The sequence below is a fragment of the Cobetia sp. UIB-001 genome, from assembly GCF_044789135.1.
Taxonomy (GTDB): Bacteria; Pseudomonadota; Gammaproteobacteria; order Pseudomonadales; family Halomonadaceae; genus Cobetia; species Cobetia amphilecti.
In genome coordinates, this window is sequence record NZ_CP058244.1 from 925,078 (window position 1) to 938,845 (window position 13,768).

Sequence of the window (13,768 nt, forward strand, 5' to 3'; positions counted from 1 at the left end):
ATCACTCATTGGGCGCGACGCAGCAGCGGCAGCAATGCCTGCAGCGGATGCGGCAACTGGCTGCCGGAGAAACGCTTGCTCTGACTGCGGCACGAATAGCCACTGGCGACCAGCTTGCCCTGATTGGCGTCGTCTTCGACCACGGCCTTCCACGACAGGTCATAGATGGCACGCGAGGTCTCGAGATTGCGCGCTTCGTGGCCGTAGGTACCGGACATGCCGCAGCAGCCGGTGGCGATGGTCTCGAGCTTGAGGCCGAAGGCGGAGTAGACCTGCTGCCAGGCCTTGGCCGAGCCCGGGGCATTGGTGCTCTCGGTACAGTGGCTCAGAAGCTTCATGCCCGGGTCCATCGTGCCCAGCACCGTCTTGGTGACGCCGACCGGCAGCAGCTTGCGCAGGCTGATCAGCCATTCCTGCAGCAGCAGGACATCGGGCACCGCGTCCGGGCCGAGGGTCTTCACGTACTCCTGACGATAGGTCAGGGTCATCGCCGGGTCGATGCCGACCAGCGGCACGCCGAAGTCGGCAATCGCCTTGAGGCGCTCGGCCTGGGCACGCGCGGTACGCTGGAAGGCGCCGGTGAAGCCCTGCACCTGCAGCGGCTTGCCGTTGGGGGCAAAGGGCGCGACGAAGACATGGATGTCGAGTCGCGACAGCAGCTCGATGATGTCGATCACCAGCTGGGCCTCGAAGTGGCTGGTGAAGGCGTCCTGCACCAGGATCACGCTTCTGGCCTTCTGGGATTCGGTCAGACGGCCCAGCTGGGTCGGCGTCGCCTCGGACACGCCCCAGCTCTTGAGCTGTCTGCGCAGGCTGGCGCGTGACAGGCGCGGCGCATCGACCATGCCGATCGGGCCTTCCAGCAGACGGCTGACCAGCTTGTTGGTCAATAGGCCGTTATAGAGCGGCGTGACGCGCTCGGCCCACGGCAGCACGAATTCGAGGCTGCCGATCAGGTAATCGCGCAGCGGACGCTGATAACGATGGTGATAGACCTCGAGGAAGCGGCTGCGGAAATCGGGCACGTTGACCTTGATCGGGCACTGGCCCGCGCAGGACTTGCACGCCAGGCAGCCGGACATGGCGTCGTAGACCTGCTGGTCGAAGTTGGCGTCAGACTGACCCTCCGCCTGTGCGGTGCCGGCACGCCGCGCCTTGAGCGAGGCGCTGATGCGCGCCGGCAGACGCGCCAGCCACATGCCGGTGCCCTTGAGGCCCGGGGTACGCGCGGCCTGGGCTTCGGCGATCACGTCGCGTCCGGCGTTGCCTTCCAGGCGCAGCCATTCACGCATCAGGCTGGCACGCCCCTTGGGCGAGTGGATGCGCTGGCGAGTCGCCTTCCACGACGGGCACATGGCGTCGTTGGGGTCGTAGTTGTAGCAGGCGCCATTGCCGTTACAGTAGACGGCGCTGGCGTATTCCTGCCACACGCGCTCATCGATCTGGCGGTCGAGATCGCCGCGCATGGTCACGTCATCGATGCGCATCAGGCGGGGATCGAAGGCCTCGACGGCGCTGTCAGCGTGATCACGCTTGCCGCTCTCGCTGCTCCCTTCGCTGGCGCCAGCGTCACGCGTGCCAGCGTCGTCGACCAGCGCCACTGACAGGCGCGGGGAGGCGATCTTGCCCGGATTTAGCTGGTTGTGCGGGTCAAAGGCCGCCTTCACGTCCTGCAGCGCGCCGTAGAGGCTGCCGAAGAAGCGTGGCGAGTACTCGGAGCGCACGCCCTTGCCGTGCTCGCCCCACAGCAGGCCACCGTACTTGTGGGTGAGGGCGGCGACCTCATCGGAGATCTCGCGGATCATCGCCTGCTGGGCGGGGTCCTTCATGTCCAACGCCGGGCGCACGTGCAGCACGCCGGCATCGACATGACCGAACATGCCATAGCGCAGGCCACGGGCATCCAGCGCGGCGCGGAATTCGGCGATGTAATCGGCCAGATGCTCCGGCGGGACGGCGGTGTCCTCGACGAAGGGCAGCGGGCGGGCTTCGCCGTCGACATTGCCCAGCAGGCCCACCGAGCGCTTGCGCATGCCATAGACACGACCGATCTGCGCGCGACCGCGGGCTTCGGTGAAGCCGAGACGCTCGACGCTGGTATCGCTGGCCAGGTGCTCGCTGAAGGCGCGGACCTTGGCGTCCAGCACCTCTTCGCTGTCGGCATTGAATTCGATCAGGTTGATCCCGCCGATGGCCGGGGTGCCTTCGGCGCTGGCCGGGAAGAATTCCTCGACGCTGTCCCACACGAAGTCCTGCATGGCAAGGTTGAGCACGGTGTCATCCACCGTCTCGATGGAGGTCGGGCGATTGCCCTCGACCGCCATCAGCGCCTTGGCGTCGCGCAGTGCATCCATGAAGCTTGCGTAGCGCAGGTTGATCAGCGTCGAGCAGGGCGCGATGGGCAGCGCATTCAGCTCGGCCTCGACCACGAAGCCCAGCGTGCCCTCGGCGCCGCACAGCAGGCTGTTGAGGTTGAAACGCCCATCGGCCTCGCGCAGGTGGGCGAGGTCGTAGCCGGTCAGGCAGCGGTTGAGCGGCGGGAAGATGTCGGCGATTTCCTCGGCGCGCTCATCGGCGATCGCGCGTGCGTTGCGGTAGACCTCACCGACGCGATCCTCACGTGCGCACAGTGTCTCGAGCTCGGCATCATCGATGGCATGGCTCGACAGCCGTGTCCCGTCGAGCAGGACGCTGTCGAGCGCCAGCACGTGGTCACGTGTCTTGCCGTATTCGCAGCTGCCCTGACCGGAGGCATCGGTATTGATCATGCCGCCAATGGTGGCGCGGTTGGAGGTCGAGAGCTCCGGGGCGAAGAACAGGCCATGCGGCTTGAGCGCGGCATTCAGCTGGTCCTTCACCACGCCGGCCTCGACGCGCACGCGACGGTTCTCGACATCGATCTCGAGAATGCGGTTCATGTGCCGCGAGACATCCACCAGCACGCCGTCATTGAGTGACTGGCCATTGGTGCCGGTACCGCCGCCGCGTGGCGCCAGGGTGACGCTCGAAAAGCGTGGCTCGTGGGAGAGGCGCGCGATGCGCTGGACATCCTCGGCATGGCGCGGGTAGACCACGGCCTGAGGCAGCACCTGATAGAGCGAGTTGTCGGTCGACAACACGGTGCGGTTGGCGTAGTCCGGACTGATGTCACCGGCAAAGCCTGCATCTCGCAGGGCGGCCAGGAAGTCCAGATAGAGGGAATCGACGGGGGCGGGCATATCCAGCAGGCGTTCGGTCATGATCTCGCTCGGGCAGTGAGTCGCGTCAGGCAGGCATCCAGGGCCAATGGGCCTAAGCTTACCTGAGCTGGGCGTGTGGCCCCAGCCCAGCGCGGCATTGCGTCACTCGCGAGACGGGAATTCAGGTGAAAGGAGTGAGGAATGACTACGCTGTGAGGAGTCATCAAACCAAGGCGTGTGCGCTCGAATGCAAGCAACAAGGGGGATGATGTGCACATGCTGCGGGCGATTGTCAGGCGTCAGTCGCCGCTTCAGTGGTACCGTCAGCCATCGCAAGGCAGGCCGTCATGGCGTATCCCCTCCGTTTCTTCCCTTGAAGCTGTCTTCCCTCTTCCGCTGAGTCATCAGGAGTTAGCTCATGGCATCGTCCACCTATTCCTCGACCTCCACCTGTCATCGCGAGTCTCGCCAGCCGCCCACGCGATTGGGAGTGCTGGGGGTGGGGGAGTTGGCGGAGTCATTGCTGGTCGCGTTGGCGCGCGGTTGTCAGCGCGAAGGCCGCTCGCGGCATGATCTGGAATTTCATCTCTCGCCGCGCAACGACGTGCGCAGTCACCGTCTGGGCTGGCGTTTCGGTGCCATCCGCCACGTAAGCAACGTCGCGGTGTGTGAATCGAGCCTGTGCATGCTGGTCGGGGTGCGACCAGAGCAGCTCGAGGCGCTGGCAAGTGAGCTGCGTGAAAGCCACGCACTGAGCAAGGACCATCACCTGATGGTGCTGGCGGCCGGGGTGCCACTGCAGCAGCTGCAGCGCTGGTTCGCGCCGGCGCGAGTGGTGCGGGTGATGACGGGGCTGGCGGTCTGTGAGGGGCAGAGCGCCCTCACGCTCTATCCGGAAGACCCGCTGACGCGCGACCTGCTCGGGCCGGCGGTCCGGCAGATCATCGCCTTCGATGATGAAGCGGCCTTCGAGGCCAGCATGCTGGCGGTCTGCGTGAATGCCTGGCAGATGGCGCAGCAGCAGGCGTTGCTCGACTGGTTCCAGACGGTGCCCGGCATGAGCGGCCCTCAGGCGCGTCTGTTGCTGATGGCGCAGTTGCGTGATGCGCTGGCCTTGATGGAAGCCCACCCCGATACCCCGCCCGGCGAGCTTGCCTCGCGTATCGGCACCCCCGGCACCTGGACGGCACGGGGTCTGGAGCAGCTGGGGGGCAAGGAGGGCGCACACCGCCAATGGCAGCATGTGCTGGAGCAACTGCGCGCGGAGATCGAGCAGGGCAGTGTGTCCCCCGGCAGTGAATGAGTCGCTCTGACGCCTGATGCCTTCCGCTCTCAGCCACCCTCAGACACCCGCGATGCCCATTGGTCAGAAGGCGCATCGCGGGTGTCGTGCTTTGTTCAACCTGCCTTTCGTGAGTCGTGGATTCCCCGTGGCTGGCGATTTTCCTACAATGGAGCGCTAGGCGGCACCCTCGGGTGCCAGAGTGGCTGGCGGCCGATCCATGGCGTTGCCCAGCGCTCACTCGCAATGAATCGAGCACGGGGCATACAAGGCACATGGGAACCTGGTTGGCAGTAGCAGCGGGCGGCGCCATCGGGGCGCTGGGACGGTATCTTGTGAGTGGCTGGATCGTCGGCGCCGCCGGGCGTGGTTTCCCGTGGGGGACCCTCGGCGTCAATCTGATCGGCAGCTGCCTGATGGGGTTCCTGTTCATCTGGGTGACCCAGGAGCTCAAGCTGGCCCCCGTCTGGCAGGCGATCATGGTGGCCGGCTTCACCGGTGCCTTCACCACCTTCTCCACCTTTGCCCTCGAGGCGCTCAACCTGATGATGAGCGGACGCATGCTGGCGGGGCTGGTCTATGTCGCCGTCAGTGTGGTGGCGTGTCTGGGCATGGTCGCGCTGGGCATGAAGATCGCACGCGTCCTGCTGTGATTCCCGTGCCCGGGCACGCCCTCCTGTCGCCTGGGCGGCTGCGAAGCAGGGCATGGCTGAGGTAGACTAGTGCGCATAACCTTTCCGCGCCGCGATGCGGCCTGAGTGATCCGACGAGAGAGCCTTCCCACATGCTGGACCCGAAACTTCTGCGCGCTGATCTTGAAGCGACTGCCGAGCGCCTCGCACGTCGTGGCTATCAGCTGGATACCGAAGCCTTTGCCGCGCTGGAAGCGCGTCGCCGTGACCTGCAGGTCGAGACGGAATCCCTGCAGAACGAGCGCAACACCCGCTCCAAGTCCATCGGTAATGCCAAGGCACGTGGCGAAGACATCGCACCGCTGCTGGCAGAAGTCAGTGATCTGGGCGAGCGTCTCGACGCCGCCAAGTCCGAGCTCAATGAGCTGCAGGCCAAGGCCGACGCCATGGCGGCCAGCCTACCGAACCTGCCGGACGCCGAAGTGCCGGAAGGCGCTGATGAAAGCGACAACGTCGAGCTGCACCGCTGGGGCACGCCGCGTGAGTTCGATTTCGACGTGCGCGACCACGTCGACCTCGGTGAGCTCAAGGGCCAGCTGGACTTCGAACTGGCGGTCAAGATCACCGGTTCACGCTTCGCCGTGATGCATGGCTCCATCGCGCGCCTGCACCGTGCGCTGGTGCAGTTCATGCTCGACAAGCAGACGCTGGAGCATGGCTACGAAGAATATTACGTACCCTATATCGTCAACCGCGATTCCCTGATGGGTACCAGCCAGTTGCCCAAGTTCGAGGAAGACCTGTTCAAGCTCAACGACGATCGTGATTTCTTCCTGATCCCGACCGCCGAAGTGCCGCTGACCAACATGGTGCGCGACGAGATCATCGACGCCGGCAGTCTGCCGCTCAAGTTCACCGCCCATACCCCGTGCTTCCGCAGTGAAGCCGGTGCCTATGGCCGTGATACCCGCGGCATGATTCGCCAGCACCAGTTCGACAAGGTCGAGATGGTGCAGGTAGTCGCGGCGGAGAAGAGCGACGAAGCCCTCGAAGAGATGCGCGGCCACGCCGAAGCCATCCTGCAGGCGCTGGAACTGCCGTACCGTGCTGTGACCCTGTGCACCGGCGACATGGGCTTTGCCGCCGCCAAGACCTATGACCTGGAAGTCTGGCTGCCGAGTCAGGCGACCTACCGCGAGATCTCCTCCATCTCCAACTGCCGTGACTTCCAGGCGCGCCGCATGCAGGCGCGTGTGCGTGTCGAAGGTCAGAAGAAGCCGCAGCTGGTGCATACCCTGAATGGGTCCGGTCTGGCCGTGGGCCGCTGCCTGGTCGCCGTGCTGGAAAACCATCAGAACGCCGATGGCTCCATCACTGTGCCGCAGGCGCTGCGTGGCTACATGGGCGGAGTGGAAACCATCAACGTCTGAGGTGCGTGAATCGCCGTAGTGGATTCGCGTAGTCAAGGCCCCCGCTTTCCCATGGAAGCGGGGGCCTTCGTTTATCGCGGAGACAGAGGCCTCGCCCGATCGCACCACTCGTTATTCCCTCACTCGTTATTTCCTCTGCGTGACTACAACGTAGCGCCAGGGTTGTTATTCTTATTGGTTATTTTAGAGAGTGGTTCTTATGCTCTAAAATGCGACCCATCGAAGGCTGCTCCCCAGCCTCGCCGCGTTTGTGGATGTGCCCCATGGAATTTCTCAATCTCTCCTGTGACCCCTCACGACTCCAGCTGTGCCTGATCGGTGGCGGCCAGGAGGCTGTCGCTCTGGCCGAGCGTTTCGCCGGCCTCGGTGCAGACCTGTGTGTCTACGGCGATGCCCGCATGCCGATGCTGGAGACCCTGTGTGGTCGTGAAGGTTGGGAGGTTGCCGATACCCTGTTGCCCGTGCCGGCCCCCGGCCAGCTATGGCTGGTCGCCACCGGCAGCGAAGGGCGCGATCGCGGCATCCTGCGTCATGCGCGCGAGCAGCACGTGATGGTGTTCGCGCCGAGCCACCCCCGGGACTCCAGCGTGCGTCTGCCGCCGCGCCTGGTGGCCGGCGAGGCGGTGTTGCCCGTGAAGGAGGAGGATCGCTTCACGGGCACGCAGGGCCAGGTGGCGTTGGTCAGCGCGGGGCCGGGCGATCCGGAGCTGCTGACGCTCAAGGCGCTGCGCCATCTGCAGCAGGCCGATGTCATCATTCACGATCGCCTGGTCAGTCACGAGATTCTGGCGCTGGCCAATCCGGAGGCGCGTCGCCTGTATGTCGGCAAGGCGCGCAGCGATCACAGCGTGCCCCAGGAAGGCATCAATCAGGCGCTGGTGGATTACGCCCGTGCCGGGCATCGCGTGGTGCGCTTGAAGGGCGGTGACGCCTTCATCTTCGGGCGCGGCGGGGAAGAGCTCGAGACCCTGGCCGGCGCCGGCATCAGCTTCGAGGTCGTGCCGGGCATCACGGCAGCTTCCGGTTGCGCGGCTTACGCGGGGATCCCGCTGACCCATCGCGACCACGCCCAGTCGGTACGCTTCGTCACCGGCCACTTGAAGGATGGCAGCTGTGACCTGGATTGGGAGGCGCTGGCGCGTCCGGCCCAGACGCTGGTCTTCTACATGGGGCTCGGCAGCCTGGGGCTGATCTGCGAGCAGTTGATCGCCAATGGTCTGGCGGCGTCCACGCCGATCGCGCTGGTCGAGCAGGGCACCACCGCACGTCAGCGTGTGCATGTGGCAACGCTGGTCGACATGCCGGCGCAGATCGCCGGTCAGGGCCTCAAGCCGCCGACGCTGATCATCGTCGGGGATGTGGTCAAGCTGCACGATTCGCTCAAGTGGTTCTCGCCGAATGCCAACAGCAGCCTGGGATGGGAAGATGGCAAGCACCCGACGCCGCTGGCCAATGTGGTATCGGTATAGAGTGACCGTCGTAGAAACGAAAGCGTAGAAGCGCTAAAAGCAGCGACATGAGCAGTGACAAGACGCCGCCTCGGTAACCCCGGGGCGGCGTCTTGCGTTGTCGGACTGGTTATCGCGGGCCTGATCATCGTGCTGGCGCATGGCTGGGCGGCTCTTGGGCCAAGGTCGAGATGACGTGGCATCTGATTGCGCCTATTGTTTCAAGCAATCGTTTGAATTCTGCTGAGCGAAGCCCGTCGTTCATCACGGGGTGAGAGGCAAGTCTTTCGCGAAAGCCCTAAGCACATGAGTCAGTGAGGACAGTGATATGGCCAAGTATCAGGCGCCACTCAAGGATGCACGCTTCATTCTCGATGAGGTGTTCGCCGCCGAGCAGGAATGGGCGGACATGGCAGCCACCGAAGAGGTGAATGTCGAGCTGGCCGAGGCGATTCTCGAGGAAGGTGCGCGCGTGACCCAGGCCGAGCTGCTGCCGCTCAACCTGAGCGGTGACGCCGAGGGTGCGCGTTTCGAGAATGGCCACGTCACGACGCCCAAGGGCTTCAAGGAGGCCTATCGGGTGCTCGCCGAAGGCGGCTGGATGGGACTGGGCGGCAATCCTGAATACGGTGGCCAGGGCATGCCCAAGATGCTCACCGTGGCCTTTGAAGAGATGCTCTACGCCACCAATACCAGCTTCGCGCTCTATCCGGCACTGAATGCCGGTGCCTGTCTGGCGGTGGACAGCCACGCGCCGGAGTCCGTCAAGCAGGTGTTTCTGCCGCGCATGTATGCCGGCGACTGGCTGGGCACCATGTGTCTGACCGAGCCCCATTGCGGCACGGATCTCGGCTTGATTCGCACCCGTGCCGAACCTCTCGAGGGCGATGACCCGCTGCTGGGGCTGCCGCGCTATCGTCTCACCGGCACCAAGATCTGGATCACCGGCGGCGAGCACGACATGGTCGACAACATCGTGCATCTGGTGCTCGCCAAGCTGCCGGATGCGCCGCCGGGGACACGTGGCATCTCGCTGTTTCTGGTCTCCAAGCACCTGCTTGATGCCGATGGCCAGCCGGCGACACCGAATGCGGTCAGCTGTGGCTCCATCGAACACAAGATGGGCATCAAGGGCAGCGCGACCTGCGTGATGAACTTCGACGGTGCCGAAGGCGTGCTGATCGGCGATCCGCATCAGGGGCTGGCGGCGATGTTCACCATGATGAACTACGAGCGTCTCTCCATTGGCCTGCAGGGGCTGGGGCTGGGCGAGGTGGCCTATCAGAGCGCGATGGACTTCGCCGCCGAGCGTCTGCAGAGCCGGGCACCGACTGGGGCCAAGGCGCCTGACAAGCCGGCCGACCCGATTCTGGTGCATCCTGACGTGCGGCGCATGGCGCTTGAGGTGCGCGTCTGGAACGAGACCGGGCGCGCCTTTGCCGTCTTCGTGGGCCAGCAGCTGGACCGCGTCAAATATCACGCCGATGACACGGTGAAGGCCGATGCGGATGGGCTGGTGCAATTCATGACGCCGATCGCCAAGGCGCTGCTGACCGACCGTGGCTTCGATGCCACCGTCATGGCGCAGCAGCTCTATGGTGGCAATGGCTACTGCGTGGAGTGGGGCGCCGAGCAGTACGTGCGCGATGCACGCATCGCGATGATCTACGAAGGCACCAACGGCATTCAGGCGATGGATCTGGTCGGGCGCAAGCTCTACCGCAACCGTGGTGCCCATGTGGCGAGCTTTGCCGCCCTGGTGCGAGCCGAGCTTGATCATCAGGCCGACGACGCCCAGACCCGTCCGTTCGCCGAGGCCTGCAAGACGGAGCTTGCGCGCCTGGAGCGAGTGTCGGAGCAGTTGCTGGCCCGCGCCGATGACAACCCGGAAGAGCTGGGCGCGGCGGCCTGTGACTACCTCAATCTGGCAGGGCTGTGTGTCTACAGCTATCTGTGGCTGCGCATGGCGCGTGCTGCGGCGCGTGGACTGGCGCAAGCAGGTGTCAGTGGTGAGGGCTTCTATCGCCGCAAGCTGGCGCTCGGGGAGTACTACGTGGCACGCGTGCTGCCGCGCGCCATCGCTCTGGAAGCCCAGATCAGTGCTGGCGCAGCGCCATTGATGGCCTTCAGCCTCGAGGATTTCGCGTCGGAGCAATGACGCAAGCCACAAGATACCGTGACCGTCAGTAGCGCCATATGAAAAGCCCAGCGACCGTGTCAGGTCGCTGGGCTTTTTTGTGTTGTCGGGATCCCTGTCCATCGGGCCGTGTCGGCAAGCTTGCATGCTTACAGGCCCGCTCATGACCGCTCGGTCGGCTCATCCTGCTTCAGCAGCCAGTCACGCATGGCGGGGAACAGCTCGACCAGCACGAACAGCGGGCCGATCAGCAGCTGACGCAGATCATCGAGGAAGGCCGGTTTGCGGCCCTCGATACGATGGCCGACGACCTGACCGAGCCAGGCAACCACGAAGGCTGCCAGCATCATCGGTGTCACCGGCCAGTTGAGCCCGAGCATCACGAACATCAGCGCCAGGCTTGCCAGGGCCCAGACGGCCATCACGCCAAGTACCCTGGGGAGAAGCGCGCATAGACGGCCAGGACCGCCAGGGTGACCACGCCCCCGGGCAGCATCCACACACCCAGCCCCGGTTCACTCGATAGCCCCTGCCCCCCGAGCAGTCTCCACAGCAGGATCAAGCTGGCAGTGAAGATGACAGGCACGCAGACAAGATGCATGCGGATGTTCTCACGATGCTGATGACTGGCTGCGTAGTGCTCGAGAGCTTCATGCAGGCGCCGGTGAGCGGCTGTCTTGACATGAGGGTGCGATAATATACCCATGAGGCATTCTCCAGACAGACATTGAAAATGCCCGCATGCGCAGGTGCGCAGCGGGATCGATGGCGTGTTATGTCAAGGAGCAATGGCGTGAGCCAGCAGGGTCCGGCAACCCTGCTGGCTCCCGTCAGCGTAGCGTATTGCCGCGCTGCCAGCCTGTGTCAGCACAGGGCTGACTGTCGAACCCGGCACTTTTCAGGCGTGAATCAAGTGGCCCTGGCCCTTCAGAGATGGAACTGACCGCAGGCTTCCGGCTGATGCAGGATGGCTTCCAGGCGGATGATGTCACTCTGGCCATCTTCCCGGGGCAGCGTGATCTGCTCGCCGACCGCCATTCCCAGCAGCGCGATGCCCAGTGGCGACATGATGCACAGCGCCAGTGAGGTCTCTTGCTCTTCGGGTTGCGGCAGGTGGCTGCGCAGCGACATGCACTCATCATCCTCCGGGGTAGGGTAGTGCAGTGTCAGCTCGCTATCGCCGGAGCGCGACCCCTTGAGGCGCAGGCGGCTGCGCATGCTGACGCGGTCTTCGGGGAAGTCATCGGGGGGCACGATCTCTGCCTGGATCAGGCGGCTTTCGAGGCGAAGGGACAGCTCATCATCGTGTTGCTGAGCGTCGATCAGGCGCTGGAGGCGGTCAGCATCCAGGCGGTTGATGATCAGTCGTTGCCGAGTCATCGTGGGGTTCCTTGTTATCGAGTCACTGCGCGATATCATGCGCAGCAAGACGGCGCCAATCCTGGCTTGGTCAATACGGAGAGACGGACAGGGAATCCATCGGCCGTGATTGTCCATGGATTGTCCGCTAATTAATCCTAGCGGCTTTTGACGGGGTGCGGGAGTCGTCTGATGCCGACAACTTTCATGGCGCTGTCACCCAGGGCTGCCAATCTCACGCGAGACTCATCGATGTCGATTCTCTGGATATATCCGCTGGCGGCGCTCGCCGAGATCGCCGGCTGCTTCAGTTTCTGGGCCTGGTGGAAACTGGAACGCAGCCCCGGCTGGCTGATTCCCGGCATGCTCAGCCTGGCGCTGTTCGCCTGGCTGCTTTCACTGGTCGACGTCAGTCACGCCGGGCGCGCCTTTGCCGTCTATGGCGGTGTCTATATCGCCGCGTCAGTGGCCTGGCTGTGGCTGGTCGAGCAGCAGTTGCCCAGTCGCTGGGACCTGCTGGGGACACTGGTCTGCCTGGCGGGCAGCGCCATCATCGTGCTGGGCGCCCGTGCGCAATGAGCGCAAATGTCTTGTTTATTAGTATTTTATTAAATATGTCGGGCGTTGAGCATGAGAGCGCTCATTGTTGGGTATACTGCGCCAGGATGAGGCAATGACCCTCGGGATTCGATCTGACGCAATGAGGCACCAGCATGCAGTGGGAATGGTTATGGGGGCTGGGCGGCCTTGGCATCGGCGGTTTCATCGGCTTCTGGCTCGGTCGCTGGCGGCCGCGCAGAGAGGAATGGAATCAGGCCGTGCAACCACTGCTATCGGCATTGGTGGAGGCGGAGCCAGGCGTTGTGCGTGGTGAGCGACTGGCGCTTGATCCCTCGCTGCTCGACGCCTTTCGCCAGGTGGCCTCGCGTCGCGAGTTCTATCGCTTCACCAGCGGAATCGAATACGTGAACCTGCAACTCGCCGCGGCGCATGCCGCGCATCATGACCGTGAAGAGCGCCAGCTGTTGCTGGATCAGGCGCGTGTCAGCCTGGCCAATCTGCAGGACAGCCTAAGACGACGCTGAGGTTCGTCCAGACGCGCGAATGCCGCACCGCAGATAGTCCGGGGGCGCAAAGCAGGTTGTTTGCAAAGCAGAGTAACGCAGAGAGAGGGCGTGAAACGGGTATAGCAACCGACGGAAAGGCACCGACGACGATTGGTGCAGAAGGCATCAGATGACACGACGCATGCACGACAGACAAAAGCGAGAGGACTTGCTGACTGCGCGAGGCAGCTGGGGAGCATCAGCAAAGGCTTGCTGATGGTGCGGAAGGGGGGACTCGAACCCCCACACCTTGCGGCACCAGAACCTAAATCTGGCGTGTCTACCAATTCCACCACTTCCGCGAGAAGCAGGGCTGCATTTTACCTGTGACGCCTTTCAAGTCAATCGCTTGTGTCGATTATCCCCTGAATTTTCCCGCCTTGTGCTGCGCCTTCAGCGCCTCACTCCTGTACGACATGCACGCTACGTGATTCCAGCCCGCAGGGCAGTTGCAGATAGCTGGCGGCGCGCTCGGCGGCGTGGCGTGTATTGGAAAGATCTTCATCGCACATCCACGGTACGACGCCCAGGCAGGGGGCCCGCAGCGTGCGTGACAACGTCGCCATGTTGTCTTCGCTGACCTCGATATCCGCTTCCAGATGGTTGATGACATAGCCGGCGATCTCCAGCCCATCGCGCTCGATGGCCTCAAGCGTCAGGCGCGCATGATTGATGCAGCCCAGGCGCAGCCCGACGACCAGAATCACCGGCAAGCCCAGCTCGATGGCCAGGTCCGAGAAATCCTCATCGTCATTCAGCGGTACCCGCCAGCCGCCAGCGCCTTCCACCAGCAGCAGGTCGCGCGGTGCGCTTGTCTGCTGGCCCCGCACATGCGCCGCGATTTTCGCCACCTCGAGATTGACGCCCACCTGACGCGCGGCAATGTGCGGCGCGATGGCCGGCGCGAAGCGCCAGGGATTGATGCTTTCATAATCCGCTTCCGGTTCGCACTGCGCCTGCAATGACAGGGCGTCGGCGTTGACCAGACCATCGTGATTCTCGAAGCAGTCAGAGGCCACGGGCTTGAGGCCCAGCGTGGTCAGGCCGCGCAGGCGAGCACGTGCCAGCAGGGCGCTGGCGATGAAGGTCTTGCCGATTTCGGTATCGGTACCGGTCACGAAGGCGGCGATGCCATGTTCGGCTCGCGCAGGCAAAGCAGTGTCCCGTGACGAGCTGTCCGCGGTTTTCATATCAG

At 64.0% G+C, this 13,768-nt stretch carries 12 protein-coding genes and 1 tRNA gene; 7 read left to right on the forward strand and 6 right to left on the reverse strand.

From position 1 onward, the window contains the following. Positions 1 to 5 precede the first annotated feature (5 nt). Positions 6 to 3,239, reverse strand: coding sequence for an FAD-binding and (Fe-S)-binding domain-containing protein (locus HA399_RS03915; RefSeq protein WP_404326123.1), 3,234 nt, complete (start codon positions 3,237 to 3,239; stop codon positions 6 to 8). 358 nt (positions 3,240 to 3,597) lie between these two features. Here HA399_RS03915 and HA399_RS03920 point away from each other — a divergent pair, with 358 nt between their 5' ends. From HA399_RS03920 to HA399_RS03940, 5 genes are all read left to right on the forward strand, one after another. After that, positions 3,598 to 4,482 (forward strand): hypothetical protein, encoded by an 885-nt coding sequence (locus tag HA399_RS03920; protein ID WP_404326125.1) that lies wholly within the window; start codon positions 3,598 to 3,600, stop codon positions 4,480 to 4,482. Between the two features lie 254 nt (positions 4,483 to 4,736). Beyond that, positions 4,737 to 5,114 (forward strand): fluoride efflux transporter CrcB, encoded by a 378-nt coding sequence (crcB, locus tag HA399_RS03925; RefSeq protein WP_054555054.1) that lies wholly within the window; start codon positions 4,737 to 4,739, stop codon positions 5,112 to 5,114. Between the two features lie 131 nt (positions 5,115 to 5,245). Further along, positions 5,246 to 6,523: a serine--tRNA ligase gene (gene serS / locus HA399_RS03930; protein WP_043332430.1), complete on the forward strand. Its 1,278-nt coding sequence runs from the start codon at positions 5,246 to 5,248 to the stop codon at positions 6,521 to 6,523. Positions 6,524 to 6,786: 263 nt separating this feature from the next. Beyond that, on the forward strand, positions 6,787 to 7,992 hold the full coding sequence (gene cobA / locus HA399_RS03935; protein ID WP_404326127.1) for a uroporphyrinogen-III C-methyltransferase: 1,206 nt from the start codon (positions 6,787 to 6,789) through the stop codon (positions 7,990 to 7,992). A 307-nt stretch (positions 7,993 to 8,299) separates the two neighbouring features. Beyond that, positions 8,300 to 10,129 carry an acyl-CoA dehydrogenase C-terminal domain-containing protein gene (locus HA399_RS03940; RefSeq protein ID WP_404326128.1) on the forward strand — a complete coding sequence of 610 codons (1,830 nt, stop codon included), beginning with the start codon at positions 8,300 to 8,302 and terminating at the stop codon, positions 10,127 to 10,129. 140 nt (positions 10,130 to 10,269) lie between these two features. Here HA399_RS03940 and HA399_RS03945 read toward each other — a convergent pair whose 3' ends face one another. The 3 genes from HA399_RS03945 to HA399_RS03955 form a co-directional block, all read right to left on the reverse strand. Then, positions 10,270 to 10,530 (reverse strand): Mpo1-like protein, encoded by a 261-nt coding sequence (locus tag HA399_RS03945; protein ID WP_404326129.1) that lies wholly within the window; start codon positions 10,528 to 10,530, stop codon positions 10,270 to 10,272. Further along, complete coding sequence (locus HA399_RS03950) at positions 10,530 to 10,814, reverse strand: Mpo1-like protein (protein ID WP_404326130.1); 285 nt, start codon at positions 10,812 to 10,814, stop codon at positions 10,530 to 10,532. The genes HA399_RS03945 and HA399_RS03950 overlap by 1 nt, the downstream gene beginning before the upstream one ends. Before the next feature lie 221 nt (positions 10,815 to 11,035). Beyond that, positions 11,036 to 11,488: a nucleoside diphosphate kinase regulator gene (locus tag HA399_RS03955; protein ID WP_404326132.1), complete on the reverse strand. Its 453-nt coding sequence runs from the start codon at positions 11,486 to 11,488 to the stop codon at positions 11,036 to 11,038. A 171-nt stretch (positions 11,489 to 11,659) separates the two neighbouring features. Here HA399_RS03955 and HA399_RS03960 point away from each other — a divergent pair, with 171 nt between their 5' ends. Both HA399_RS03960 and HA399_RS03965 read left to right on the forward strand, forming a co-directional pair. Continuing rightward, positions 11,660 to 12,046: a YnfA family protein gene (locus HA399_RS03960; RefSeq protein ID WP_318527676.1), complete on the forward strand. Its 387-nt coding sequence runs from the start codon at positions 11,660 to 11,662 to the stop codon at positions 12,044 to 12,046. Between the two features lie 134 nt (positions 12,047 to 12,180). Further along, positions 12,181 to 12,552, forward strand: coding sequence for a hypothetical protein (locus HA399_RS03965; RefSeq protein WP_404326134.1), 372 nt, complete (start codon positions 12,181 to 12,183; stop codon positions 12,550 to 12,552). 238 nt (positions 12,553 to 12,790) lie between these two features. Here the strand turns inward: HA399_RS03965 and HA399_RS03970 are convergent. Together HA399_RS03970 and bioD are read right to left on the reverse strand one after the other, a co-directional pair. Continuing rightward, positions 12,791 to 12,875 (reverse strand) — tRNA-Leu (locus HA399_RS03970). A gap of 99 nt (positions 12,876 to 12,974) precedes the next feature. Continuing rightward, positions 12,975 to 13,763, reverse strand: a complete 789-nt coding sequence (gene bioD, locus HA399_RS03975; RefSeq protein ID WP_279836437.1) for a dethiobiotin synthase — start codon at positions 13,761 to 13,763, stop codon at positions 12,975 to 12,977. Between the last annotated feature and the right edge of the window lie 5 nt (positions 13,764 to 13,768).

What these genes read in the sequence shown, in the direction of transcription:
- HA399_RS03915 (WP_404326123.1), bottom strand. Translation starts at nt 3,239, where the DNA reads ATGACCGAACGCCTGCTGGATATGCCCGCCCCCGTCGATTCCCTCTAT.
- HA399_RS03920 (WP_404326125.1), top strand. Translation starts at nt 3,598, where the DNA reads ATGGCATCGTCCACCTATTCCTCGACCTCCACCTGTCATCGCGAGTCT.
- crcB (WP_054555054.1), top strand. Translation starts at nt 4,737, where the DNA reads ATGGGAACCTGGTTGGCAGTAGCAGCGGGCGGCGCCATCGGGGCGCTG.
- serS (WP_043332430.1), top strand. Translation starts at nt 5,246, where the DNA reads ATGCTGGACCCGAAACTTCTGCGCGCTGATCTTGAAGCGACTGCCGAG.
- cobA (WP_404326127.1), top strand. Translation starts at nt 6,787, where the DNA reads ATGGAATTTCTCAATCTCTCCTGTGACCCCTCACGACTCCAGCTGTGC.
- HA399_RS03940 (WP_404326128.1), top strand. Translation starts at nt 8,300, where the DNA reads ATGGCCAAGTATCAGGCGCCACTCAAGGATGCACGCTTCATTCTCGAT.
- HA399_RS03945 (WP_404326129.1), bottom strand. Translation starts at nt 10,530, where the DNA reads ATGGCCGTCTGGGCCCTGGCAAGCCTGGCGCTGATGTTCGTGATGCTC.
- HA399_RS03950 (WP_404326130.1), bottom strand. Translation starts at nt 10,814, where the DNA reads ATGGGTATATTATCGCACCCTCATGTCAAGACAGCCGCTCACCGGCGC.
- HA399_RS03955 (WP_404326132.1), bottom strand. Translation starts at nt 11,488, where the DNA reads ATGACTCGGCAACGACTGATCATCAACCGCCTGGATGCTGACCGCCTC.
- HA399_RS03960 (WP_318527676.1), top strand. Translation starts at nt 11,660, where the DNA reads ATGCCGACAACTTTCATGGCGCTGTCACCCAGGGCTGCCAATCTCACG.
- HA399_RS03965 (WP_404326134.1), top strand. Translation starts at nt 12,181, where the DNA reads ATGCAGTGGGAATGGTTATGGGGGCTGGGCGGCCTTGGCATCGGCGGT.
- bioD (WP_279836437.1), bottom strand. Translation starts at nt 13,763, where the DNA reads ATGAAAACCGCGGACAGCTCGTCACGGGACACTGCTTTGCCTGCGCGA.